The 25,138-nt window shown below is 60.4% G+C and carries 20 protein-coding genes; 13 read left to right on the top strand and 7 right to left on the bottom strand.

Annotated features, from left to right (window positions below):
* The first annotated feature begins 25 nt into the window (after window positions 1-25).
* Window positions 26-904: an SDR family oxidoreductase gene (locus tag M3P88_RS07755; protein ID WP_249615474.1), complete on the top strand. Its 879-nt coding sequence runs from the start codon at window positions 26-28 to the stop codon at window positions 902-904.
* A gap of 255 nt (window positions 905-1,159) precedes the next feature.
* On the top strand, window positions 1,160-1,369 hold the full coding sequence (locus tag M3P88_RS07750; RefSeq protein ID WP_249615473.1) for a DUF3955 domain-containing protein: 210 nt from the start codon (window positions 1,160-1,162) through the stop codon (window positions 1,367-1,369).
* 184 nt (window positions 1,370-1,553) lie between these two features.
* On the opposite strand, the gene M3P88_RS07745 is transcribed toward M3P88_RS07750, so the two are convergent.
* The 5 genes from M3P88_RS07745 to M3P88_RS07725 all read right to left on the bottom strand — a co-directional run bounded on the left by M3P88_RS07745 (window position 1,554) and on the right by M3P88_RS07725 (window position 7,732).
* On the bottom strand, window positions 1,554-2,483 hold the full coding sequence (locus M3P88_RS07745) for a bifunctional OB-fold nucleic acid binding domain-containing protein/MaoC family dehydratase (protein ID WP_249615472.1): 930 nt from the start codon (window positions 2,481-2,483) through the stop codon (window positions 1,554-1,556).
* 3 nt (window positions 2,484-2,486) lie between these two features.
* Window positions 2,487-3,698, bottom strand: coding sequence for a thiolase family protein (locus M3P88_RS07740; RefSeq protein ID WP_249615471.1), 1,212 nt, complete (start codon window positions 3,696-3,698; stop codon window positions 2,487-2,489).
* An 80-nt stretch (window positions 3,699-3,778) separates the two neighbouring features.
* Complete coding sequence (locus M3P88_RS07735; RefSeq protein ID WP_249615470.1) at window positions 3,779-5,419, bottom strand: class I adenylate-forming enzyme family protein; 1,641 nt, start codon at window positions 5,417-5,419, stop codon at window positions 3,779-3,781.
* Window positions 5,416-6,540, bottom strand: coding sequence for an acyl-CoA dehydrogenase family protein (locus tag M3P88_RS07730; protein WP_249615469.1), 1,125 nt, complete (start codon window positions 6,538-6,540; stop codon window positions 5,416-5,418). Before M3P88_RS07730 ends, M3P88_RS07735 begins: the two co-directional genes overlap by 4 nt.
* A gap of 1 nt (window position 6,541) precedes the next feature.
* Window positions 6,542-7,732, bottom strand: coding sequence for an acyl-CoA dehydrogenase family protein (locus M3P88_RS07725; protein WP_249615468.1), 1,191 nt, complete (start codon window positions 7,730-7,732; stop codon window positions 6,542-6,544).
* 240 nt (window positions 7,733-7,972) lie between these two features.
* On the opposite strand from M3P88_RS07725, the gene M3P88_RS07720 reads away from it, so the two are divergent.
* The 9 genes from M3P88_RS07720 to M3P88_RS07680 all read left to right on the top strand — a co-directional run bounded on the left by M3P88_RS07720 (window position 7,973) and on the right by M3P88_RS07680 (window position 19,606).
* Window positions 7,973-9,814 (top strand): DUF1302 domain-containing protein, encoded by a 1,842-nt coding sequence (locus M3P88_RS07720; protein WP_249615467.1) that lies wholly within the window; start codon window positions 7,973-7,975, stop codon window positions 9,812-9,814.
* A 26-nt stretch (window positions 9,815-9,840) separates the two neighbouring features.
* Window positions 9,841-11,220, top strand: coding sequence for a DUF1329 domain-containing protein (locus M3P88_RS07715; RefSeq protein WP_249615466.1), 1,380 nt, complete (start codon window positions 9,841-9,843; stop codon window positions 11,218-11,220).
* A gap of 72 nt (window positions 11,221-11,292) precedes the next feature.
* Window positions 11,293-12,069, top strand: a complete 777-nt coding sequence (locus M3P88_RS07710) for an SDR family NAD(P)-dependent oxidoreductase (protein ID WP_249615465.1) — start codon at window positions 11,293-11,295, stop codon at window positions 12,067-12,069.
* A 149-nt stretch (window positions 12,070-12,218) separates the two neighbouring features.
* Window positions 12,219-13,004 carry an SDR family oxidoreductase gene (locus M3P88_RS07705; protein WP_249615464.1) on the top strand — a complete coding sequence of 262 codons (786 nt, stop codon included), beginning with the start codon at window positions 12,219-12,221 and terminating at the stop codon, window positions 13,002-13,004.
* A 2-nt stretch (window positions 13,005-13,006) separates the two neighbouring features.
* Window positions 13,007-13,465, top strand: coding sequence for a MaoC family dehydratase (locus M3P88_RS07700; protein ID WP_249615463.1), 459 nt, complete (start codon window positions 13,007-13,009; stop codon window positions 13,463-13,465).
* 92 nt (window positions 13,466-13,557) lie between these two features.
* Window positions 13,558-14,763, top strand: coding sequence for an acetyl-CoA C-acyltransferase (locus tag M3P88_RS07695; RefSeq protein ID WP_249615462.1), 1,206 nt, complete (start codon window positions 13,558-13,560; stop codon window positions 14,761-14,763).
* Window positions 14,764-14,932: 169 nt separating this feature from the next.
* A complete protein-coding gene (locus M3P88_RS07690; protein ID WP_249615461.1) occupies window positions 14,933-15,889 on the top strand; it encodes a WD40/YVTN/BNR-like repeat-containing protein in 957 nt (318 codons plus the stop codon).
* Window positions 15,890-15,892: 3 nt separating this feature from the next.
* Window positions 15,893-18,298 carry an efflux RND transporter permease subunit gene (locus M3P88_RS07685; protein WP_249615460.1) on the top strand — a complete coding sequence of 802 codons (2,406 nt, stop codon included), beginning with the start codon at window positions 15,893-15,895 and terminating at the stop codon, window positions 18,296-18,298.
* A gap of 132 nt (window positions 18,299-18,430) precedes the next feature.
* A complete protein-coding gene (locus M3P88_RS07680; protein WP_249615459.1) occupies window positions 18,431-19,606 on the top strand; it encodes a helix-turn-helix transcriptional regulator in 1,176 nt (391 codons plus the stop codon).
* Between the two features lie 105 nt (window positions 19,607-19,711).
* Here the strand turns inward: M3P88_RS07680 and M3P88_RS07675 are convergent, their stop codons facing one another.
* Together M3P88_RS07675 and M3P88_RS07670 are read right to left on the bottom strand one after the other, a co-directional pair.
* Window positions 19,712-20,761 carry a 3-ketosteroid-9-alpha-monooxygenase, oxygenase component gene (locus M3P88_RS07675; RefSeq protein WP_249615458.1) on the bottom strand — a complete coding sequence of 350 codons (1,050 nt, stop codon included), beginning with the start codon at window positions 20,759-20,761 and terminating at the stop codon, window positions 19,712-19,714.
* Window positions 20,762-20,873: 112 nt separating this feature from the next.
* Window positions 20,874-21,635, bottom strand: a complete 762-nt coding sequence (locus M3P88_RS07670; protein ID WP_249615457.1) for an SDR family oxidoreductase — start codon at window positions 21,633-21,635, stop codon at window positions 20,874-20,876.
* Between the two features lie 159 nt (window positions 21,636-21,794).
* Here M3P88_RS07670 and M3P88_RS07665 point away from each other — a divergent pair, with 159 nt between their 5' ends.
* Window positions 21,795-23,915 carry an FAD-dependent oxidoreductase gene (locus M3P88_RS07665; RefSeq protein WP_249615456.1) on the top strand — a complete coding sequence of 707 codons (2,121 nt, stop codon included), beginning with the start codon at window positions 21,795-21,797 and terminating at the stop codon, window positions 23,913-23,915.
* A gap of 72 nt (window positions 23,916-23,987) precedes the next feature.
* Window positions 23,988-25,013 (top strand): ABC transporter substrate-binding protein, encoded by a 1,026-nt coding sequence (locus M3P88_RS07660; protein ID WP_249615455.1) that lies wholly within the window; start codon window positions 23,988-23,990, stop codon window positions 25,011-25,013.
* Window positions 25,014-25,138: the final 125 nt, after the last annotated feature.

Here is a 25,138-nt window from a genome sequence, read left to right as displayed (position 1 = left end):
CTCATCCCGATTTCAGGAGTCAACTATGAAACTGTGTGACAAGCGTACCGTCATCATTACCGGCGCCGGCGGCGGCCTGGGGCGTGCCTATGCGCTGGCGCTGGCGGCCGAGGGCGCCAATGTGGTGGTGAACGACATCCGGATGGAAGCGGCTGCGGCAGTCGTGGCCGACATTCACGCATCAGGGGGCAAGGCGCTGGCCAACGCCGGCGACATCTGCTCGCTGCAAGGCGCGCGCGCCATTGTGGCAGCCGCACTGGCCGAGTTTGGCGAAGTGCACGCCGTCGTCAATAATGCGGGCATTTTGCGCGACCGCATGTTTGTGTCGCTGTCCGAAGAGGATTGGGATGAGGTGATGCGCGTGCATCTGAAGGGGCATTTTTGCCTGTCGCGGGTGCTCGCCGAGCGCTGGCGCAACCTCAGCAAAGACGGCATTCAGCTTGATGCGCGCATTATCAACACCACCTCGGGCGCCGGTCTGCAAGGCTCGATCGGCCAGTCCAACTACGCCGCGGCCAAGGGCGGCGTGGCCACGCTGACACTGGTGCAGGCGGCCGAGCTTGCGCGCTACGGCATCACCGCCAATGCGCTGGCACCGGCCGCGCGTACCCATATGACCGAACAGGGCATGCCGGAATTGGTGAAAAAGCCGGCATCCGGCTTTGACCATTACGACCCGGCCAATGTCGCGCCGCTGGTGGTGTGGCTGGCAAGCGCAGCCAGCAGCCAGGTCAGCGGGCAGGTATTCGAAATCGAGGGCGACCGCGTCTCGGTCTGCGATGGCTGGCGTTCCGGCCCCGAGGCGCGCAACGGCGGCAAGGCTTATCCGGCCGATGGCATCGGTGTGGCGATACAGGGTTTGCTCGATACCGCCATCCCCGCCAAAAAAGTGTGGGGTAGTTAGCGGCGGATAAGCGGCTGGTAGCTAAGAGCGTGTTCACGATCTCGCGAGCGAGGGAGAGACAAGGCAAAAACGGCTGAGAAAGCGGAATGTACAGATGGTACATGAGCATTTCGAAGCTGTTTTTAACGCCGTATCGCCGATGCGCAGCAGATCGTGAACAGGTTCTAAAGCAGGGATGGCGTGGGCCGTATGGCAAACGCCATCCCTTTTTTACGCTAGCATGACCGGCAATATACCGTTGTCGGTGCATGGAACATGAGCAGACTCTTGAAAATCGCCCTGATATTTTTGGGCTTAAGCGTGTTGTGCAAGCTGGGCTACGACTTGATCGGCAGCTCAATCGACGGGCAGGGCCTGTTGCACGAGCCCTTTGCCCTGATCCCGCTGGGCTGGCTGTTTTTTGCGCTGGCTTGCGTCTCCGCGCTGCTGGCTTTTATCCGGTGGCTGCGCAGAAAAAAATCCTGACTTCAGCCGGCCCGACTCACCCACAGTCCGCGCGGACAAAGCTGGGGGTGGCTTGTGGATAAACGCGGTCAGGCTTTGCCGGGCAAGGCCTGACACGCGCTGCCTAAAAAACAGGCAACCATGACCGTACGACGAAAAAAAGCCCCGTCGCAACGGGGCCAAGCACCACATCGAGGGCACACATTCAAGGCATATACAGCACAATCAGCTCATTAATCAGCGCCGGACGCTCCTGACCGACAACATGGATGCACATCTCCAGTGTCAGCTGGGTACCGGCTTTGACTTCGTCTACCGCTTTAACCCGGCTGCGGCCGTGAATCTGGCTGCCGGACAGCACCGGAGACGGAAAGCGCAGCTTGTCCGAGCCGTAGTTGACCATATTGCCAAAACCTGCCAACTCCCAATCCAGCGGCATCGTCAGGCGCGACAGCAGCACCTGGATCAGCATGCCGTGGGCAATGGTGGAGCCGAACGGACTCTGTTTTTTGGCCCGCTCGGGATCGGTATGTATCCAGTAGTCGTCACCGGAGAGGGCGGCAAACTGGTCGATGATGTCCTGGCTGACGGTATAGCGGTTGCTCCAGTCGGAATAGCTGTCGCTGACCAGTGCTTTCAGGGAGGCAAAATCCTTGAAATGGATCTGGCGTTTGCTCACCACCTGCGTCACAGGCGCTTCGGCTTGCGCCCCGGCTTGAATCACGCTGAGGGCTTTGTCCTGACCGGTAAAGCGCAATAGCGTGGTTTCGCCGCTTTCGTCGAATACCGGCTTGAGCGCCATGCCGATATGGATTTCGTCTTCACCCAGGCCGACCAGGGTGGTATTGATATGCACCCCCTCCGCCAGTTCGACGACCGCCAGCTTTTGCGGCGCCTCGTCGGCAAAGTCGGGTAGGGTGGGGATGCGGGCGACGGTATAGGTCAACAGCGTGCCGGCACCCGATACATCGCGCCATTGCAGCTTGTCCGACAGGCAGGACGGGCAGTGGCTGCGCGGAAAGAAAGCCCAGCTGCCGCAGTCGGTGCAGTGCTGGATGCTGACCCGGTGCTGCTTGAGCGCTTCCCAGAATGGGCGCGAAATATCGGTTGCCATCGGTTGCGGTTTATTGGCCATGTCTTATTCCCCCTTCAGGATCAGCGCGGTCTGCTCGCTCATCACGCCGCCGGTGCCGGAGACGTAGGCGATATCGCAGTGTGCCAGCTGGCGTTCCGCGCAGCTGCCGCGAATCTGTTCAACCGCCTCGATCAGCTGGCTCATGCCGCCGGCGCTGCCAGCCTGGCCAAAGCCGAGCTGGCCGCCATGGGTATTCATTGGAAAGTCGCCTTTATAGGTCAGGTCATGCTCGCGCACGAAAGCCATGCCTTCGCCCTTTTTGGCAAAACCGGCATCTTCCAGCGTCAGCAATACGGTAATGGTGTAGCAGTCGTAGATTTGGGCGACATCGACATCCTGCGGCGTGATGCCGGCCATGGCAAAAGCGCGGCGCGAGGCCGGGCCGATGGGCGTCTCCAGCATGTCCGGCGCGTAGCTTGGCGACTTGCTGATGATGTGTTCGCCAAAGCCCTTGATCCAGGCCGGACGGTGCCGGCATTGCTTGGCCAGACTCGCCGAGCTCACGATAAACGCGGCGCCGCCGGCGACCGGCATCACGATTTCCAGTACATGCAAGGGGTCGGCCACCATCTTGCTGGCCAGCACTTCCTCGATGCTCAGCGGCTTGCCGTAAAACATGGCGCCGGGGTTGGCGCAGGCATTGGTGCGCTGGTCGACGACAATCTTGGCCATCGCCGCCTGGTCGTAGCCGTAGCGCGCCTTGTAGCGCTGGGCAATCATGGCGTAGCCGGTGTTTTGTGCCATATGGCCGTAAGGCAGGTCGAATTCGGCTTCGGGCGCGCCAAAGGCGGTGCTGTGCCCGCCGTAACGCATGGCGCGCGCCATCGCCATCGGGTCTTCTTCCGGCCCCATCGGTGCCATGCGTTGCGGAATCACGCACAGTACCGCCTTGCACAGGCCAAGCTCGATCGCCGCAGCGGCACGCCAGGCCATGGCCACGGCAGAGGCGCCGCCCAGATCGACCACTTCGCCAAAATTCAGCGCCACCCCCAGATACTCGCCCACCATGGCCGGCACAAAACTGCTCGCTTCGTGAAAGTGCGGGCCGTTCACGCATAGCCCGTCGATATCCGAGGCCTGCAGTCCCGCATCGACAAGCGCCTGGCGCGCAAGGTCCGCCACCTGCTCAAGGTGGAACATGCGCGGGGCGGTCGAGTATTTTTCCGGCTGGTACTGCGCAACGCCGACAATGGCAGCCTGTCCTTGCAAACCCATAGTCTGTCTCCTCTGTTTATTAAGCCGATCTTGCCCTGCCTATCCGTCAGCGGCATCCTCCAGCCGGACGAGGCATGGATTTACGCCGTACGCGCCTGATCAAGCTCGCGCCGCAACAGCTTGCCGGTCGCGTTGCGCGGCAATGCCGCATGATGCTGGCGGATGGCGGCGGGCAGCTTGTAGGCGGCCAGACGGTTGGCGGCGAAATCATGGATGGCACCGGCGTCAAAAGCGGCGCCCGGCTTCATCACCACCCAGGCTTCCAGCCTTTCACCCAGCCGGGCATCGGCCACCGGAAAAGCGGCCGCCTCCAGCACATCGGGGTGCGCGACCAGACAGTTCTCCACCTCGGCCAGTGCGATTTTCTCGCCGCCGCGATTAATCACTTCCTTATTGCGTCCGGTGAGGGTCAGCAGGCCGTCGGCCGACAGATGGCCGATGTCGCCGCTGGCAAACCAGATGCCGTCAAAGGCGCTGCGCTGCAGCTGGCCATCCTGCACATAGCCATCCATCAAGGTGACACCCGACAGCTGGACTTCGCCTTCCATGCCAAAAGGCAGGGGATTGCCCAACGTATCGACCACACGCAAGCGCACCACCGGTGAGGACAGGCCGGTGGCCTCGGGGTTTTGTGCAAACAGCGAGCCGCTGATCACGCAGCCTATGCCGCAGCTCTCGGTCATGCCGTAGCCGCTACCCTGAATCGCATGGGGTACTTTGCTGCCCAGCTCATGCGACAAAGTGGGCGGCACCGCCGCACCGCCATAGCCCAGACCGATGACGCCGGCGAGCTTGTCGGCAGAAAAATCGGGATGGTTGAGCAGATCAACCTGCATTGCCGGCGAGCCATTGAAATTGGTGATGGCTTCGCTGGCAATCAGCTGCAATGCCTGACCCGCATCCCAGCGGTGCATCATCACCAGCAGGCGGCCGCCGCGCAGGCCGGCAAAGAACTGGGCCACCAGGCCGCTGACGTGAAACAGCGGCACCGCCAGCAGGTTCTTCAAGCGCCGGCCGGCCACGCGCGCGACAATTTCGGGCTGCACCATGGCGCCGATGGCGGCAAAAAAATCCAGTGTAAACACCGCTTGCGCCAGCGCGCCTTGCGACAGTTGCACCCCCTTGGCGCGGGCCGAGGTGCCGGAGGTAAACAAAATCGCCGCCGGATCGGAGGGGTTGATGTGCGGCCATACCGTTGGCAGCGGGGCCGTCACCTCGCTAAAGTCGAGCGGGGCGGCATGATCCAGCCCGATGACGGCAATGTGCTCAAGCTGGCCCGCGAGCCGTTGCAGCCGGTCGGCGTCGGCAATCAGCCAGCCGGCACCGCTATCCGCAAGTGCGGCCGACAGCTCATCCTTTTGCCACCAGCTATTTAAGGCCACCGCCACCGCGCCGGTCTTGAGAATGGCGTGAAAGGCGATCAGCCATTCCGGACGGTTGCGCATGGCAATGGCCACATGGCTGCCGCGCCCGATGCCGCGCGCCAATAGTGCAGCAGCCACCTGGTCGACGGCCAAAAAGTAGTCATCAAAAGACAGGCGCTGATCCTGCCACAGGGTAAAGTCGAGCGCGCCGTGGCGCCGACCCTGCTCCAGCGCCGCATTCAGCGTGGCCGGGGCATGAATAAAACGCGCCACGCCCTCGGCTTCTGCCGTTTCGAAGGGGGCGCCCGTGGATGTCAGGGCGTGCATGGCCTGTTGCCAGGCGGACAGGGCGCTCATGCGGCCACCTCCAGTTTGATCAGTTGGGCGTAACGGGTGCGCTGGAAAGTGCTGTCGCCATAGCGCGCTTCCAGTACGCGGAGGCGCTTGAGATACAGGCCGATATCCAGCTCGTCGGTCACGCCGATGCCGCCATGCAGTTGTACCGCCTCGTTGGCGGTCTTGATCGCCACCTCGCCGGCCTTGCCCTTGGCCAGTGCCGCGAGCAAAGCCAGATCGCCGGCCCCGTCCAGTGCCGACACCGCCGCCGCCACACAGCTCTCGGCGAGCTCAAGCTCGGTGTAGAGCCGTGCCATGCGGTGTTGCAGCGCCTGAAAACTGCCGATCAGCACGCCGTATTGCTCGCGCTGCTTAAGGTAAGCCAGGGTGGTGTCGAATAACACGCGGCTGATCGCCTGCATTTCGGCCGCCAGACACACACGCGCCCGATCCAGCACGCACGCCAGCACGGCATCGGCCTGTGCGCCGCGTGCCAGTAGCGCGTCGGCACTGAGCCTGACCTGATCAAACACCATGCGTGCCGCGTCCTGACTATCCAGTAGCGCAAGTGGCTGACGCTGAATGCCCGGGCTATTGGCCGGCAGGATAAACAGGGCGTTCTCTGCATCGATACGAGCCAGCACCAGCACAACATCGGCGGCATGGCCATCCGCGACCTGCGGCTTGATGCCGTTCAGTACCCAGCCGTCGGCGTCCGGGCGCGCTTGAAGGGCAATTTGGGTCGGGTCATGGCGCGGGCTTTCATCCAGCGCCAGCGCAGCGAACGACTGGCCGGCGGCCAGTGCCGGCAACCAGTCGCGCTGCTGGGCGCTACTGCCGGCCAGCGCGATGGCACCGCCACAAAGTACGGTCGAAGACAGCAGGGGGGTGGCGGCCAGTACGCGCGCAGCTTCGGCCTGAATAAGCGCGAGGCCGGAGAGCGGAAAAGGCAGGCCGCCGGCGTCTTCCGGCAAGGCGATGGCCGTCCAGCCCAGCGCCGCCATTTCACGCCAGGCCTCTGCATCATGGCTGTGCCCGCTGTCGCGCAGTGCGCGCTGCCGGCTTAGGGGCAGGCGGCTGGCGAAGAAATCGGCCGCGCTGTCCTTGAGCATGTTTTGATCATCACTTAGCACAAAAGCCATCTCAGCCTCCATTGGCCGGCAGACCCAGCACGCGGCGGGCCAGAATATTGAGCTGGATCTCCGACGTACCGCCGGCGATGGTGTAGGTGTAGGAGTTCAGCCACTGGCGGGCGAGCTTGAGCATATCGTTGTCAAATGCTTCCCCCTCCCAGCCCAGCGCCTCGCTGCCCGCCAGCGCCATCAGGGTTTCATGGCGTTCGCGGTTGTGTTCGCTGTGCAGATACTTGAAACAGGCTGCCAGGCCGCTGACATCGACACCGGCGCGGCCGGCTTCGTGTGCGCGCTGCGTGCTGAGCTTGTAGGCATGCTCGTCCATGGCCGAGCGCACCACGCGATCGGCCAGTAACGGACGGCTGGCAGCGTCGGATAGCGGCAGCAGTTGCCGCGCCAGCGCCAGAAAGTCGATGCCGGGCACATTGTTGTCACCGAATTTGGACATGGCACGGCGCTCGTGGCCGAGCAGGGCGCGGGCCAGTGCCCAGCCTTCGCCTTCGGCGCCGACACGGTTGGCGACGGGAACGCGGACATTGTCGAAAAATACCTGGCAGAAGTGCGACTTGCCGCTGATCAGGTCAATCGGCGTGACGGAAACCCCCGGGCTTGCCATATCGATCAGCAGCATGCTGATGCCTGCGTGCTTGCCGGCCGCACTATCGGTGCGCACCAGCGCATACATCCAGTCGCAGCGGTCGGCGTAGGAAGTCCAGATTTTGGAGCCGTTCAGCACATACTCGTCGCCATCGCGTTCGGCACGGCATTTCAGCCCGGCCAGATCCGAGCCCGCGCCGGGTTCAGAAAAGCCCTGACACCAGGCCACTTCACCGCGCGCCATACCCGGCAGGTGCTGTGCCTGCTGCTCGGCGCTGCCGGACTCCAGCAGCACCGGGCCTATCATCCACACCCCCAGATTGATCATCGGCGCCCGGCATTTCAGCCGGGAAAGCTCTTCTTCCAGAATCCGCGTCTGCGTGCCGTCCAGACCGCCACCACCGAAGCGTGCCGGCCAGTCCGGGGCAAACCAGCCTTGGTCGCGCATGCGCTCGAACCACTGCTGTTGCTCGACCGAGTCAAAGCAAAGCTTGCTGCCGGCCCAGACGATGCCGCCATCGGGCGGCGGGGTGCGCATTGCGGCCGGACAATTTGCCTCCAGCCAGTCGCGTACCGACTGCCTGAATTCCGTGCTGTTTGTCATGGTTGTTCTCCTGTTGCAGGCACATGCTCAAGCGTGAATGCGGCCATTATCCGGCGTGCTTGGGGGGCAGCATCATGCGAACAGACTATCACGGACAGAAAATAGAGTACCCACTCTGTTTAGTCTTTTTGGACGATGTAGGACATCATGCTGGCGTCCACATTGCAGCACAAGGAGCAAAGCCTGCCGCAGAACAGGGCGCTCTTTAAAAGACCCGGACAATGGAGGCAAGGCAATCACATGAAACAAAACAAGCAAGCAGGTATGAAGTGGCAGGCACTCCCCAAGGTGCTGCCGCTATCGCTGGCCCTGATCGGGGCCCAGGCCTATGCAGGGGAAACGATTGAATTCGATAACGGCACCAAAATTGATTGGTCCGCGACGGTTTCCTATGGCGTAGGCGTGCGGGTCAAGGATGCGTCGGACAAGCTGACGGATGGTCCGAAAGCCAATAATAGTAAGGCAGACCGTAATCCTCGCGCGATCAACCTGGACGATGGCAACCATAACTTCGGCAAGGGAGACCTGACCACCAACCGTCTGGGCCTGAATGCCGAAATGAATATCAGCCATGGCGATATGGGCTTTATCGCGCGCGGTACGGCGTTTTACGACGACGTTTACCACAAGAGCAATGCCAATAATTCGCCCAAGACCATCAATAAATTCGGCCCCAACGACCAGTTCACCGATGGCACCCAGTTTTACTCCGGCGGTCGTGCCAAGTTTCTCGATGTCTATGCCTACAACACTTGGGATATTGGCGCCGATAAGCGTCTGACCCTCAAGCTGGGCAATCAGGTGGTCGCCTGGGGCGAGAGCCTGTTCTACGGCAATGCTTCGGCGGCACAGGTGCCGTTTGATTCGGTCAAGGGTCTGTCACCCGGCACCGAGGTGAAGGAAATCCTGTTGCCGGTGCCGCAACTGTCGGGTTTGCTTGAGTTGTCGCCTAACTTCAGCCTGATGGGCTACTACCAGTTCCAGTGGAAAGGTACCGAGCTGCCCTCTACCGGCTCTTATCTGTCCAGTACCGATATTCTCGGGCCAGGAGCCCAGTTTATCCGTACCGGTTTTGGTGCGCCTTTTGCCGGGGTCGGCGTGCCCGATCCGCGGGTACAGGGGAAGCTGGGCAGTAATTACATCCCGTTTGGCGAAAAGAAAAAGCCCAAGAATAGCGGTCAGTTCGGCATAGGCGGGCGCTGGGGAGTGACCGACGCCACCGAGTTGTCGGCTTACTATCTGCAGTATCACGACAAAAACCCGAACGTACAGATCAACTACGGCAGGATGCCGGGTTGCTATGCCAACCCGGTTAGTGCGGGGGGGGTCGCTGCAGCATGTGGAGCCAAGCCCGGTTCGCCGCTTTTCAATGCCTACAACAATACCTGGCTGCCTAACCCGCAAAGTTACGACGAAATCTATTTCGACAATATCAAGCTGGTTGGCGCTTCGATCTCGACCCGACTGGGTGATGTTCAGGTCGGCGGCGAAGTGTCGTACCGCGATGGCGTGCCGATGCTGGTGAATACCCCGCTGGGGCCGACTGCTGCACGCGGCAAGGCAACACAGGCACAGGTGTCGTTTATCCGTGCCCTGGGCTACCGCCCTTGGGCCCCGGCAACGACCTTCTTGGGTGAACTGGTCTGGACCCATGGCATCAGCGTGGACAGTACGGCGCCTGCCGCCAATCTTGAAGGCTTGAAGAGTCCCGGCAAAGTGCCTTTGTTCGGAGCTAGCGATCAGTTTGTCTACCAGACGACCAATGCACTGGGCCAGGTCAGTGGCGAACGCGACAAAAACGGCTACGGCCTGACCCTGGGCATGGATCTGTCCTACCCCGGCATCTTCCCGGGCTGGGATCTGAAAGTGCCGTTACGCGGAGTATGGGTGCAGGGGATGTCGCCTATTTCCACGCTGGCCTCCGCAGACGGCAATTTCCAGTACTCGGTCGGAACCGAATGGAAATACCTGGGCAACCTCGAGCTTGGCTTGAGCTATGTCGGCTACACCCGTCCGGATCCGGTGTACCGCCAGCTGGGCGACCGCGACTATGTCTCGGCCTACGCCAAGTACAGTTTCTGATGATGAGCAAGAATACGGAGCAGACCATGACGCAAATGAAAAAACTCAATCTCGCGCTGCTGGCAGCCGGTGCACTGTTTGCCGCCCACGGCGCTCAAGCTGCCGCTTCCGCCGCCGATGTCGCCCGTCTGGGCAAGGATCTGACCTGCGTCGGCGCAGAGAAGGCCGGCAATGCCGATGGTTCCATTCCGGCGTTTTCCGGCAAATGGCTGGGCGCGCAAGCCACCCCCGGCTGGAAGATGAATGCCGGCTCGCACGCGGTTGATGTTTACCCCAATGAAAAGCCGCTGTTTGTGATTACGGCCGCCAATATGGCGCAGTACGCCGACAAGCTCAACGATGGCCAGAAGGCCTTGCTGAAGAAGTATCCCAATACTTATAAGATGCCCATCTACGCCAGCCATCGCGACTTCCGCTATCCGGACTGGGTGTGCAATACCGCCCTGGATAATGCCAAAAACGCCAAGCTGATTAACGATGGCATGGGCGTGGATGCCACTACCGGTGCCATTCCGTTCCCGATTCCCAAGACCGGGCAGGAAGCGCTGTGGAATATGCTGCTGCCACACCGCCCGTATACCGTACAGACGGTGCGTGACAATGCGACGGTCTCATCGAATGGCGTGACCCGTGGCCGCTTGCAGTCTACCGGCTATACCCCGGCACATGACCCGAAAGTGCGCAGCAAAACGGAGTCCGGCATTTACTCCTATTACATTACCGCGCCCTTGCTGCCCGAGCGCGAGAAGGGCGCAATGACCGTTTCGCAAGAGCCTTACAACTTCGGCACCACCGCACGTCTGGCCTGGCGTTATGATCCGGGCACCCGCCGTGTGCGCCAGGTGCCGGGCTATGGCTTTGACCAGCCGGTCAGCGGGGTGGGCGGCAATATGACCATCGATGAAGACCGCTTCTTCAATGGTTCGCCCGAGCGTTACGACTGGAAGCTCTTGGGCAAGCGGGAAATGTACATCCCGTACAACGCTTACCGCGTGGCCAGCCCCAAGCTCAAGTACAGCGAATTGCTGACGCCCAACCACCCGAATACCGAGCCTATGCGCTACGAACTGCATCGCGTCTGGGTGGTCGAGGCCAAACTTAAGCCGGGTATGCGCCACCTCTATCCGCGCCGCGTGGTCTACCTGGATGAGGATAGCTGGCATGGCGTGTATGCCGACCAGTACGACGGCCAGAACAAGTTGTGGCGCGCCAGTGTCGCGCATCACTACTATTCGCCCGACTTTAGCGGTCAGTTCAACTCGTCGACCTTCTACCACGATCTGAACTCCGGCTCTTATGTGGCTTATGGCATGAGCAACGAGCAGGCAAAAACCGACATTATCAATGCCGGTGGCGCCAAACCCGAGCAGTTCACCCCGGACGCGATTCGCCGCGTCGGCAAGTAACGCGCCAAACCAGAGCCCGATGCTTTAAGCATCGGGCTTTTTTGTGGCCTGTTTTTATTAAGGACAGTCAAAATGAACCGGATACTCGAGCGTTTTTCCCTGCAAGGCGAAGTCGCCATTATCACCGGCGCCGGGCGCGGCATCGGGCGTGCCATTGCGCTGGCTTTTGCCGAAGCGGGTGCGGATGTGGTGTGTGTGGCGCGTAGCCGTGACGATATCGAGCACACGGCTGCCGCAGCGCAAGCGCATGGGGTCAGGGCGCTGGCGCTAAGCTGTGATGTCAATGATGACGCGGCGCTGCAGCGTCTGGTGACGGACGCGCGTGAAGCCATGGGCAAGCTGACCTTGCTGGTCAATAACGCTGGGGGCGCCGGCCCCAACCATCCGCTCAAGACCAGTGCCGAGGCTTTTGATGCGGCCATGCACTTTAATGTGACCACCGCTTTTCGCCTGTCGACGCTGGTGGCGCCACATATGCAGGCGGCGGGTCACGGCGCCATGATCAATATCACCTCGGGCGCGGCGCGTTACGCGCAGAAAAACTTCAGCGTGTATGGTGCGGCCAAGGCCGCGCTGACCCAGCTGAACCGCCTGCTGGCGCAGGACTTCGCCCCGGCCATTCGCGTCAACGCGATTGCGCCCGGGCCGATACGCACCGATGCACTGGAGAAATTCCTGGATGACAAGGCAAGGCAGCAGATGATAGCGGCGACACCTTTGGCGAGCCTGGGAGAAGTTGAGGATATTGCCGCTGCAGCCTTATATCTGGCCAGCCCGGCCAGCCGCTGGGTGACCGGCAAGGTCATTGAGGTTGACGGCGGTGCGGAGTCTACGGTGTGGCCGTTCTAGGGCCGGCACACTAGCTTGGCTAGCGCCAGCTTAGGCTGGCGTTTTGCATGGATCCGGCCGGATCCATCCGGCTTCTGGTCCGTTTGCGGGATGTGGCAAGGGCCAGGCTGCGGCAGCATCAAGGCATCGTGACCCCTCAGGAGTGCATTATGAATGCTGCCCCCGCTTATCCCGCCGCTTGCGGCTTGCTTAAGGGTAAATCGGTGCTGGTGACGGCTGCTGCCGGTGCCGGCATCGGTTTTGCCGCCGCCCGGCGCGCCATCGAAGAAGGTTGCCGTGCGCTGATGATTTCCGATGTGCACGAAAAACGGCTGATGGACGCGGTCGAAACGCTGAAAAGCGAAACCGGTCTAGCCGCCGTTTATGGCCAGCTATGCGATGTCAGCTGCGAAGATCAGGTTCAGGCACTGGTGGACGCGGCCGAGGCGAAGCTTGCCGGTGTGGATGTGCTGATCAATAACGCAGGGCTTGGCACCAGCTGCCGCGTAGTCGATATGGCCGACGCGGAATGGCACAAGGTGCTGGATGTCACGCTGACCGGCACTTTTCGCATGACCCGCGCCATGCTCAAGGTGATGCAGCCCAGAGGGCACGGCGTCATTGTCAATAATGCTTCGGTACTGGGCTGGCGTGCGCAAAAAGAGCAGGCGCACTATGCCGCGGCCAAGGCCGGGGTGATGGCGCTAACGCGCTGCTCGGCACTGGAAGCGGCCGAATACGGCATCCGTATCAATGCGGTCGCGCCGTCGATTGCGATTCACGCATTTCTGAAAAAATCCGCCTCGGAAGAATTGCTGCAAAGTCTGGCCGCGCAGGAAGCCTTCGGACGCGGCGCCGAGCCGTGGGAAGTCGCCAATGTGATGATCTTTCTCGCCAGCGACTACTCCACCTATATGACCGGCGAAGTGGTGTCGGTCAGTGCACAGCGGGCGTAATCATGGCCAATACCGTTTTCGATACGAAAGAAGCGCTGCTTGCGGCCAGCGGCACCGATCTGGGGGTGAGTGCCTGGACCGAGATGACCCAGGCACGCATCGATCTGTTTGCCGAGGCGACGGGCGACCATCAGTGGATACATGTCGACCCGGCACGCGCTAAGGACGGGCCGTTTGGCTGCACCATCGCGCACGGCTATCTCACCTTGTCGCTGGCCAGCTGGTTTTTGCCGCAACTGGTCGAGATCCGCAATATGAAGCTGGGGGTGAATGTAGGCTGTGACCGCGTGCGTTTTCCGGCACCGGTGCCGGTGAATTCGCGCCTGCGCGGGCGCGGCGAGGTGCTCAAGGTCGAAGAGACCGGCGGCGGGGTACAAGCCACCATACGCGTAACCATAGAGATAGACGGGCAGGACAAGCCGGGCTGTGTCGTCGACAAAATTAGCCGTTATTACTTCTAGAGGACGGGAGGAATAGGGAGTGGGGAGTGGGGAGTAGGGCGTCGTTCCACTCACCACTCCCTACTCACCACTCCCCATTTAAGGATGCCGCCATGAACGAAGCCGTTATTGTTTCCACCGCCCGCACCGCCATCGGCAAGGCCTATCGCGGTGCTTTTAACGACACAGAAGCGCCGGTGTTGGGCGGCCATGTGATCCGCGCCGCCCTGGATAAGGCCGGAGTGGCCGCGCACGAAGTTGACGACGTGATCCTTGGCTGTGCCGCACAGCAAGGCACGCAGGGCTACACCATAGGGCGCTTGTCGTCCTATGTGGCCGGCTTGCCGGACACGGTGCCGGGCATGGCGCTGGACCGGATGTGCGCATCCGGCCTGATCGCCATTGCCAACGCCGCCAAGGACATCATGGTTGGCGAGCGCGACATTGTGGTTGCCGGCGGTCTGGAGTCGATCTCGCTGGTACAGAACAAATACAAAAATGCCTACCGCGCACAGTCGCAGGCCGTGCTGGCCGCTTATCCAACTGCCTATATCCCGATGATAGAGACGGCCGAGCTGGTCGCCGCACGCTATGGCATCAGCCGCGCGGCGCAGGATGAATACGCCCTGGCCAGCCAGCAGCGTATTGCCCATGCGCAAGTGCAAGGGCTGTTCGACGCCGAGATCGTGCCGATCACGGTGCAAAAGCAGTTGTTCGACAAGGAAGGCAATCCGACCGACAAACAGCAGGTCACTCTTGTGCGCGACGAGGGCAACCGGCCGGACACCAGTGCCGAAAGCCTTGCCTTGCTCAAGCCGGTGTTTAAGGACGGACGCTGGGTGGCCGAGGGGCAATACATCACCGCCGGCAATGCTTCGCAATTGTCGGATGGCGCGTCTGCTTCGGTATTGATGTCGGCAAAGCGCGCGCACGAGCGCGGGCTTGAAGCCTTGGGCAGCTACCGGGGGCTGGCGCTTGCCGGCTGTCGAGCCGACGAGATGGGCATAGGGCCGGTCTATGCCATTCCCAAACTGTTGGCCCGGCACAACCTCAAGGTATCCGATATCGGTCTGTGGGAAATCAACGAGGCTTTTGCCTGTCAGGTGATCCATTGCCGCGACAGCCTGGGCATCGCCGATGCCCGCCTGAATGTCAACGGCGGCGCCATTGCCATTGGCCACCCGTTCGGAATGTCGGGTGCACGTCTGGTGGGCTCCGCCTTGCTGGAGGCGCGCCGCCGCGGCGAACGCTTTGTGGTGGTGGCCATGTGCATAGGCGGCGGCATGGGCGCGGCGGCCTTGTTTGAAGTCAAAGACTGAAGCGTGTAGCCCGTACTTTACCAACGCCGCCTTGCGGCGTTTTTTATGCGCGTCGCGGCGCTCATTAACCTGTTTGGACGATGTTGGCGTACCGGGTCTGGCTAATGATCAGCATACAAAAAGCACAAAGGAGACACGCCATGCAGCATCACAACGACAAAGGACGGTCATGCGCACCTTAGTGGGACTGACGGTATCAGCCATCGTGGCCGCGGCTTCGGTTTATGCCTTTTCTCCACGCCCAATGCCGGCACAGCCGGAGAGCGTCGTGCGGGTCGATCGCATGCGTTTCAATGATATGGCTCAGGCGGGCCCGCGCCTGATTGCCGTGGGCGAGCGCGGCAGCATCTTTGCCAGTCAGGATGGCGGGGCGAGCTGGCAGGCTCAAGGACTGGATAAGGCACAAAGCTCGGCGCTGACGTCCATTCATTTTCTTGACGACAAACACGGCATCGCCGTGGGCGGGGACAACTGGATACTGCGCAGCGATGATGGCGGCCGCCGTTGGCAAACCGTGCGTTTTGACGCCAAGGTCTCCGAACCCTTGCTCGGAGTATGGGGGCTCAAGGACGGGCCGGTGTTTGCCTTTGGCAGCTACGGCCGCTTTCTGGCTTCACCAGACGGCGGCAAGAGCTGGACGGCACAAGATATCGGCGTCGAGGATTTTCACGTCAACGCCATGGATGGCGGCAGCGATGGCCAGCTGATGCTGGTTGGCGAGCAGGGCATGGCCTTCAAGTCATCCGATGCGGGCAAGAGCTGGCAGAAAATCCCGCCGTTTTACCATGGCTCATTGTTCGGCGTGGCGCGCATTGACGCGGCAAACTGGGTTGCCTACGGTATGCGCGGCAATGTGTTTGTCAGCCGCGATTTTGGCCAGCACTGGCAAAAACTGGATTTGCCGCTGCCGGTGTCCCTGTTTGGCCATGCCAAAGACAGCGCCGGCCGCCTGCTATTAGTCGGGCAAGGCGGCGCAGTCCTGCGTCTGGCCGCTGACTTATCATCGGCCAGGCTGCTTACGCGTAGCGGCGCACTCAGTCTGACTGCGGTATCGCCACAGCCAAATGGGGCGCTGGTGGTCGCCGGCGAGAGCGGGCTGCTGCAGCTTGCGGCAAAGGAGAATTAAGCCATGAATCATCCAAGCAAAAACAACGCGCTACGCCGCATGGTGGACGCCTGCTCCGAGCTGCTGTTTCGCCATCGCAACACCCTGTTGCTGCTATTCGCTGCGGTCACGCTGGCGCTGGGCTGGGGAGCATCACAAGCACGACTGGATCCGGGCTTTAACAAGCTGATTCCGCTGTCCCACCCGTATATGCAGACACTGAGCGATTACAGCAAGGTGTTTTCCGGTGCCAACCGTATCCTGGTCAATGTGCGGGTCAAGGACGGCTCGGACATCTACAACAAGCCGTATATGGATGCGCTAAAGCGCATCAATGACGAAATCTTCTTCATCCCCGGTGTTGACCGTACCCGGGTGCGCTCCCTGTATAGCCCGACCGTGCGCTACACCGAAGTCACCGAAGAGGGCTTTCTTAGCGATGTGGTGGTGCCGGCACGCTTTACCGCCCAAGCTGACGAACTCGCCGTGGTGCAGCGCAATGCCGCACGCTCGGGGGAAATCGGCCGCCTGATCGCCACCGACCAGAAAGGCTCGATGATCGTGGCCGATTTGCAGGATATCAATCCTGATACCGGCAAAAAAGTCGACTACGCCGAGATTGCCCAGCAGCTCGAACAGATCCGCAGCAAATACGGCAATGACAAGATTGAAATCAATATCATCGGCTTTGCCAAGGTAGTGGGCGATGTGCAAGAAGCGCTGGGGCAGGTATTTACCTTCTTCGGCATTGCCTTCGCCATTACAGCCTTGCTGCTCTTGGCTTACAGCCGTTCGATCAAGCTGACGGTGGTGGCCTTGCTGGTAGCGCTGTTGCCGGTCGTGTGGCTGGTCGGGCTGTTGCCGGTGTTCGGCCTGGGCATCGACCCGATGTCCATACTGGTGCCGTTTCTGATTTTCTCCATCGGCGTGTCGCACGCGGTGCAGATGACCAATGCCTGGAAGCAGGAGGTGATCGGCGGCAAGGATGCACGCGAAGCGGCCAAGGCGGCTTTTCGCAAGCTGTTTGTCCCCGGTTCGGTTGCCTTGCTGACCAATGCGCTGGGCTTTATGGTCATCATGCTGATCGACATCCAGATCGTGCGCGAACTGGGGGCGACGGCATGCCTGGGCGTCACGCTGATGATCGTGACCAATAAGATGCTGCTGCCGCTGGTGCTGTCTTTCCTCAAGCTTGAGCCTGCGGCCATGCACAAGGCGGCAGCGGGCAAGGGCGAACGCCACGCCTGGTGGTGGCGCTTGTCCGGCTATGCCACGGCACGGCCGGCGCTGTTCAGCATTTTTGTCGGCATGTTGCTATTGGGCTGGGGCACGCTGGAGTCGCGCAAGCTGGAAGTGGGCGATACCGGCTCGGGTGTGGCCGAATTGCGCGCCGATTCGCGTTACAACCTCGACCATAAACAGATTGTCGGCTCCTACGCCATCGGTATGGATGTGCTGACGGTGATTGTCGAATCCAAGACCGATATGGCGGAAGGCAGTTGCCTGAGCTACCCGCTGATGAATGCCGTTGACCGCTTCAGCCTGCAAATGCAAGGCGTCTCTGGCGTACAGTCGGTCGTGGGCGTGCCGACGCAGGTGAAATTCACCATTGCCGGGCAGAACGAAGGCAATCCGCGCTGGGCGGGCATACCGCAAACTTCCGAAGCCTTGCGCCAGGGTGCACGCGCCATGGGGCCGGAGGGCGGCTTGTCGGTCAACGATTGCCACGCCATGCAGATTTTGGTCTATTTGAAGGATCACAAGGGTGCGACACTGGCCAATGTCATGACCGAGGCGAAACGCTTTATCGCCGACAACCAGACCCCGGGCGTGAAGTTCCGTCTGGCGGGCGGTAGCGCAGGCGTGGCGGCGGCAACCAATGAAGCGGTGGAACACGCCGAAGTGACCATGCTGCTGTCCATCTTTGGCGCCATCTCCTTGCTGTGCCTGCTGACCTTCCGCTCATGGCGTGCGGTGCTGTGCATTGTGGTGCCTTTGGCGCTGGTGTCCATCCTGTGCAATGCATTGATGGCGCAGCTGGGCATCGGCCTTAAGGTGTCGACCTTGCCGGTGATCGCGCTGGGGGTAGGGGTTGATTACGGCATCTATCTGTTTGAGCGCATTGAAACCGAAATGCAGGAACGCGGGCTGGATTTGCGCGAAGCGGTATATGAAGCCTTGCGCCAGCGCGGTACGGCGGCCGTATTTACCGCCTTTACCATGGCCTTATCGGTGGGCACCTGGGCCTTTTCCTCGCTCAAATTCCAGGCCGACATGGGCATCTTGCTGGCTTTCATGTTCTTTGTGAATGTGTTCGGTGCCATCACGCTGGCCCCCGCTTTGGCTTACTGGCTGAATCTGTCGGTATGGCAGCGCAAGACGGAGAACACCATGTCCGCGACGAAAGCCCAAACAGAACAGGCCGCCTGATTTGCTTAAAGTTTGCCGGCGCACTGGCCTTTTCGCCAGTGCGCTTTTTGCTGCAGTGCATGATTTACACGCAGATGTAATGACATGTAAATTTGCACTGCAGCAGAGAAAAACAACACACAAGGGCCAATCATGCAGCCAAGCATTGCAGACGATGTGGACAAGGGGCTAGATGCTTTCAGCGATCTATTAAGTGCCATTTACGAGACCGCTTACGACCATACCACCTGGCCTAAAGCCGTCGGTTTGTTGCGCGACCGCTTGAACGCCAACTTTGTCACCCTGATTATCCGCCCGGAAACATCCGAAGACGCCGGCGCCATGATTACCGCCGGCCAGGTGTTCGAGTCGTATAGCGGCCTGCGCACCCAGTACAGCTACCCCAGCCCCTTTGTCGATCTGGTTTCGGACAAGGTGTATACGGTCAGTGATCTGATGCGTGAAGATGAATGGAGGCAGTCTTCGTTTTACCGCCATTTTTGTGAAGATTACGGCGTCTTCCATGTGATGGCCGCCGACATCCGCACTCTGGATAATGGCGAATTCAAGATCCGCGTCACCCGGCCCGAGGGGGGCGCGCCGTTTGGCGTAGCGGATAAAACCGCTTTGGCGCGCCTGTTGCCGCATCTCAAACGCGCACTGAATATCCAGACCCGTAGCCGTGCCAGCGAATCGGTAGGCCTGCTTTACACCGAGGCGGTGTCGCGCATGATGGTGGCGACCATGATTCTGGATGAAAAGGGGCAGTTGCTGCAAAGTAACCAGATTGCCAGCGACTTGCTGGCAGAAGGGGATGGCCTCAAGCTGTACCAGGGCAAATTGGTCGCGTCCTACTCGACGGAAAGCCGTGAACTACAAAACCTGATCAACCAGAGTCTGGCACGCCAGCAAAAACCGCAAACGGCAGACAGCATGCCGGCGATGGTTGAAGCCATGTCCTTATCGCGCCCATCCGGCCGTGTCAATCTGGGGGTAGTGGTCAAGGCCGTGCCGAGTAATGAATGGGTAGGCGGGCGCCAGCGCCCGGCGGTGATGGTCTATGTGCGCGATGCCGACAAGAAAACTGAAGTACCGCTGAAAGTCACCCAGCAACTATTCGGCCTGACGCCGGCGGAATCCTTGCTGGCCGTGCATCTGGCCAACGGCCTGTCGCTGGAAGAGGCGGCGGAAGAGCTGGGTATACGCCACAATACCGCGCGGGCGCATTTGCGCTCCATCTTCTCCAAAACCGGTGTGCGCCGCCAGACCGAACTGGTACGCATCATGCTCAATAGCGTCAGCGCGCTGGGCCAGCCTCCGGCAGGCTAATTGTCCGCTTCGCGCCGGCATACAAAGCAAAAAGGCAGATATCATCTGCCTTTTTGTTATTTGAACGATATAAAACCGAACGCGTCCGGTTTTATATGATGCAATTTAGCGCTTGTCCCACGTCACGATCTCGACGCGCTCGGCCATTTTGGCCGGTACCTGGTTCTCGTCCATAAAGAACTGTTCATACCATTCACGCAGCTGATAGACAGGGCCATCCCCCTCGGCCAGTACCGGATTGTTGACGCGGATCTTGTTCTTCCAGATATCCACGTCCTGGTAAAACGAGTTGCGGTTCTGCTGCACATAGCTGCGTGCCAGTTCGAGGTTCTGCTCCTCGCTCCAGTCCGGCTGCTTTTTCACCCGTACCCCGAAGCGCAACTCGAAGCTGGCTTGAGTAATCGGGGTATTGGCGTTCAGCAGGATGCACTCCATCAAACGGCCATCGTAGTTGGCACGCATGCGTGTCAGATGCACGGCCGGGCCGTAATAGGCCGACTCGGCGACCAGATCCCCGCCCAGACGTTCGGAGTCGCCATGGAAAATCTGTTGTGCGATATGGCCTTCAAACACATTGGCGAAATACTTGGTCGGTGCACCGTGCACCGGGCCGAAGTGTTGTGCATCCGCCAGATTGTCGACCAGTTCGCGCGGATTGGTATCAATAATCAGCGTGTCCAGCATCCAGTCAGAAGACCATGCATCGCTATCCAGTTCGGGCAAGTGTGGAATCAGGATATCCGCAGCCGGTGCCTTGCCCTCGACGTTATGCCAGATAAACAGCAGGCCGTTTTCTTCGCAGGTCAGCCAGCGCCGGGTTTTGGCCTTGTGCGGTACGCGCTTGCAGTACGGCACTTCCTTGCACTTGCCATCTGCACCATATTTCCAGTGATGAAAAGGGCAAACCAGCAAGTCGCCCTCGACCGTGCCGCGCGACAGATCTGCCCCCATATGCGGGCAGTAGGCATCCATCACATGCACTTGCCCCTGGCTGTCGGCAAAGGCCGCCAGACGGGTGCCAAACAGGTTCAGCGTATGGGCTTGGCCATCGCGAAAATCGGCAGCGATGCCGATACAGTGCCAGCCGCGGGCAAAGCGGGTCGGCAATTCGCTTTTGAAAACCGGCAGATCCAGGGAAATCGCCATATCAGTCATCTTGATCCTCCTTCACGGGATGTTTCGCAAAAAGGCCTACTACAGGGAGGGATGTTGCCGCTGCTTGTGGCCATCGGCCTCCCCGAAATGGACTAGGCAAACCCGTTTTGGCTTAAAAACGCTGTGGCCGCGACATGGCATCAATGCCGCCATCGGCGACCAGCAAGCTGCCATGAACATAGGTGGCGGCATCGGAGGCGAGAAAGGCGATCACCTGGGCAATTTCGGCGGGCTGGGCGCGCCGCCCCAGTGGCGGCAGAAAATCGCGGGTCGCTTTGCCTATCAGCGGGTCATCCATGCTTTGCTGCAACAGCGGCGTTTCCACCGCGCCGGGCGCTACGGCATTCAGGCGGACACCGGCCTCGCCCCAGCTTTTACTCTGGGCACGGATATGGCAGACGATGGCATGCTTGGAGGCGGCATAGGCCAGCATGCCATGTCCGGCATCGGCGGCCAAAGTGCGGGCCTGCGCTTCATTGCCGGCCAGAAAAGCCTCGCGTAGCGGATGCCCATCCCAGCTACCCTGTGTTGCCGCGACAGAAGCCACCACCACGGCATTGCCCCCCGAGACGCGCAAGGCCTCGAATAGACCGTCCAGCAAGGCGGTGACGCCGAAGTAATTGACCGAGGCGACCAAAGCAGGGGGGTGATTGCCGCCCAGACCGGCACAGCAAATCAGGCTGTCGATATGGCCGTTGCTTCTTTGCAGCACTTCGCTGATCGCTTTGTCCCGTCCGGCCACTGTAGACAAGTCGGCCTCGATGTCGGCACCCTTAAGGTCGATGCCGATGACGCGGCAGCCTGCCGCACTGAAGTGCTGTGCCGTTGCCGCGCCGATACCCGAGGCGCTACCGGTAATCACGATGGTTTTCATGCTGTCCCCTTTTGTTTGGATGCCGGGTCATTTTGTAAGCGTGCCAGACGGGTGACACCCTCCATATGGACGATGTATGGCATCTGGCTAAGGACGACATTGCCTTACAATATTGCCGACCCCAAGCCGGCGCGTCCAGACCCAAGCCAGGAGCCCTCGATGAGTGCCTATCCAGCCTTACTTTCGCCAGCCCGTATCGGTACGCTGCAACTGAAAAACCGCATTATGATGGCACCCATGGGTTCCAATTTTGCCGAGCAGGACGGCAGTTGCGGTGAGCGCATTCAGGCGTATTACGAGGCGCGCGCCAAAGGCGGGGCCGGGCTGTTGGTGATGGGTGTGGTGTCGGTGGCTTTTCCGGCAGGAACGGCCGAGCCCTATCAGGTAGGCCTGTCTGACGATCGTTTTATTCCGGGTATGGCCGAAATCGCCCGGCGCGTGCATCGCCATGGCGGCAAGATTGCAGTGCAACTGCAGCATGCAGGCAAAACGGCCATTCGCGATCTGGTCGATGGGCGCGAGCTATGGGTGCCCGCCATGCCCAGACAGCAAAACTCCGACATGATGGCGGCGCTCACCCCGGCAGAAAAAGCCGGCTTTATCAGCAACCAGATCAAGAGCGCGCCCAAGATACGCGTGATGGATCACGCCGATATTGCCCAGATGATAGAGTGGTTTGCTGCGGCGGCACTACGCGCCAAACAGGCCGGCTTTGACGGCGTCGAAATTCACGCCGGCCACACTTATATCATTGCCGGCTTTCTCTCTTCCTATACCAATTCGCGCGACGACGACTACGGCGGCAGCTTGCCCAAGCGAGCCCGCCTGATGTGCGAAGTGATACGCGCCGTCAAGGCACGCTGCGGTGCAGACTTTCCGGTCTGGGTACGGCTGGATGGTGAAGAGATAGACTTTGATGGCGGCATCAGCCCGGAAGATGCGGTCGCTGCCGCGCGCCTGGCCGAGGAGGCGGGGGCCGATGCCGTACATGTCTCGGCCTATGCGTCCACCCGCAAGGGCGCCAATTTCACGATCGCGCCGCTGATGCAAAGCCCTGCCGCCTTGCTGCCATTGGCCGGAAAAATCAAAGCCGCCATCAATATTCCGGTGATTGCAGTTGGCAGGTTGGAGCCCGATGCAGCCAATAGCGCGATCGAAGCCGGCTTGTGCGATTTTGTCGCCATGGGGCGCAAGCTGCTGGCCGACCCCGACTTGCCAATCAAGCTGATCGAAAACAGGGCAGAAGCCATCCGTCCCTGCATCTACTGCTATGCCTGCGTCAGCCAGATTTTCATTAACGAGCGCGTTAAATGCGCGGTCAATCCGCAAACCGGCCACGAGTATCAGCTATCCGGTGCACTTGCCAAGCAGGCGCGCCATATTGTCGTGATCGGCGGCGGTCCTGCCGGACTGGAAGCGGCGCGCAGCGCCGCTTTGCGTGGCCACCGCGTCACGCTGCTGGAAAAAGCCAAACGTTTGGGCGGCACCTTGTTCTTTGCCGCGCTGGCTTATCCGGAGAACGGCAAACTGCTGGATTATCTGCTGCACGAAGTGCGCAGCTTGCCCATCGATATCCGCCTGGAGTTCGAGGCCACGGCCAAGACGGTAGCCGCCTTGCAGCCGGACACCGTGATAGTCGCCAGCGGCGCACGCCGCGCTGCGCCTGCTCTTGCCGGCGTCGATCAGCCTCATGTGTTCAGTGGCGATGAACTTCGGGCGCTGCTAACCGGCGATGGCGCGGAAGAAGTGGCCAAACGCAAGCTATCGCTGCCGCAGCGCGTGATGATGAAGGCCGGCAACTTGTCCGGCGTGACCGACAGCAGTGCCGCGCTGCAAAAGCTCAGTCATCTGTGGATGCCTCTGGGCGAACATGTCGCCATTATCGGAGGCGGTCTGGTCGGGCTGGAGCTGGCCGAATTTTTGCTGGCGCGCAAACGCAAGGTAACCGTGCTGGAGGAAAAGGACTACTTCGGTCAGGAGTTGTCCATCGTGCGCCGCTGGCGTGTGCTGCATGAACTCAATGAACATAACGCCACCCTGATCGCCGGCGCGACCGTGTCGCTGATTGATGGCCACACCCTCATTTACCATACCGCACAAGGCGAGGCGAGACTAAAAGCCGACTCGGTGGTACTGGCAACCGGGGCGCAGACCGACAACACGCTGGCGCTGGAACTGGAGCAATCTGGTCTGGATGTCAGGCTGGCAGGCGATGCGGCCGCACTGGGCTTTATCGAAGGCGCGCTGCGAGCGGGGCATGCTGCGGCGATGGCTGTTTAATTTACTTGCTGCTCCGGCTCACTTCGTTTAAAAATGCTTAAACCATAAAGCAACCGCAAGCTAGGAGAGTATATGCATATTCGAGGCCTGATTCTGATGCTGGCCAGCGCATGGGCGAGCCATGCGCAAGCTGCGGAACTTAACATACTGTCATTCGGTGGTGCCAACAAGGCGGCACAGGAAATTGCTTTTTATCAGCCTTTTCGCAATCACAGTGACATTGCCGTCAATAGTGGCGACTACAACGGTGACTATTATCGCGAGATAATTCAGGCTAAAAAGCCTAGCCGGCAATGGGATGTGGTCGAGCTTTCCTCTCCGGAGCTTACCCGTGCATGTAGTGAAGGGCGGCTGAGCCGGCTGGACTGGAGTCGCATAGGAAAACCGGCAGATTTCGTTAATGGCAGCGTCACCGATTGTGGTGTCGGCATCTTCAGTTGGTCCGTGGTCTTGGCCTACAACGCCGACCATGTGGCGCGCGCCCCCCAAAACTGGCAGGACTTTTGGGATGTAAAAGGGATACCCGGCAAACGCGGCATGCACCAAAGCGCACGCTACACGCTGGAGTTTGCGCTGATGGCCGATGGTGTCCCCCCGGACAATGTGTACCAAGTGCTGGCAACACCTGCCGGCGTAGACCGTGCGTTTAAAAAGCTGTCACAGCTCAAGCCGCATATTGTCTGGTGGGAGTCGCCGGCACAACCGGCCAATATGCTGGCTTACGATCAGGTGGTAATGAGTGTGGCCTATAACGGCCGCATCTCAGCCGCACAGAAAGACTGGCCCAAGCTGCGCGTAGTGTGGAACGACAATATTTATAACCTCAACTACTGGGCCATCCCTAAGGGGGCAGACACCGAGAAGGCAATCCGTTTTATCGCTTTTGCCAGCCAGGCGGAAAACCAGAAAAACTACGCCAGCTATATCGATTACGGCCCGACTCGCTTATCGGCGCTGCAATTACTCCCCGCGGAGACGGCTGCGCGCATGCCGACCGCGCCTGCCAATCTGGCCCATGCCACACCGATAGACAGCGCCTTCTGGGTCAAGCATGGCCAAGCGCTGGAAGCACGCTTCAACACTTGGCTGAGCCGTTAAGCAGGGCAGAGGAGGGCGCACGGCTCTCCACTTGACGGATAACGGACTAGCGCAGCTATTTGACCGGCGCGCCATGGAAAGAGTGGGTCATCAACACGATGATGGCATCCTCTTGACCGGCATAA

The organism is Craterilacuibacter sp. RT1T, from assembly GCF_023502145.1.
Classification (GTDB): Bacteria; Pseudomonadota; Gammaproteobacteria; order Burkholderiales; family Chromobacteriaceae; genus Craterilacuibacter.
Note: the sequence above shows the minus strand (reverse complement) of the source record. Positions and strands in the feature narration are given on the sequence as shown.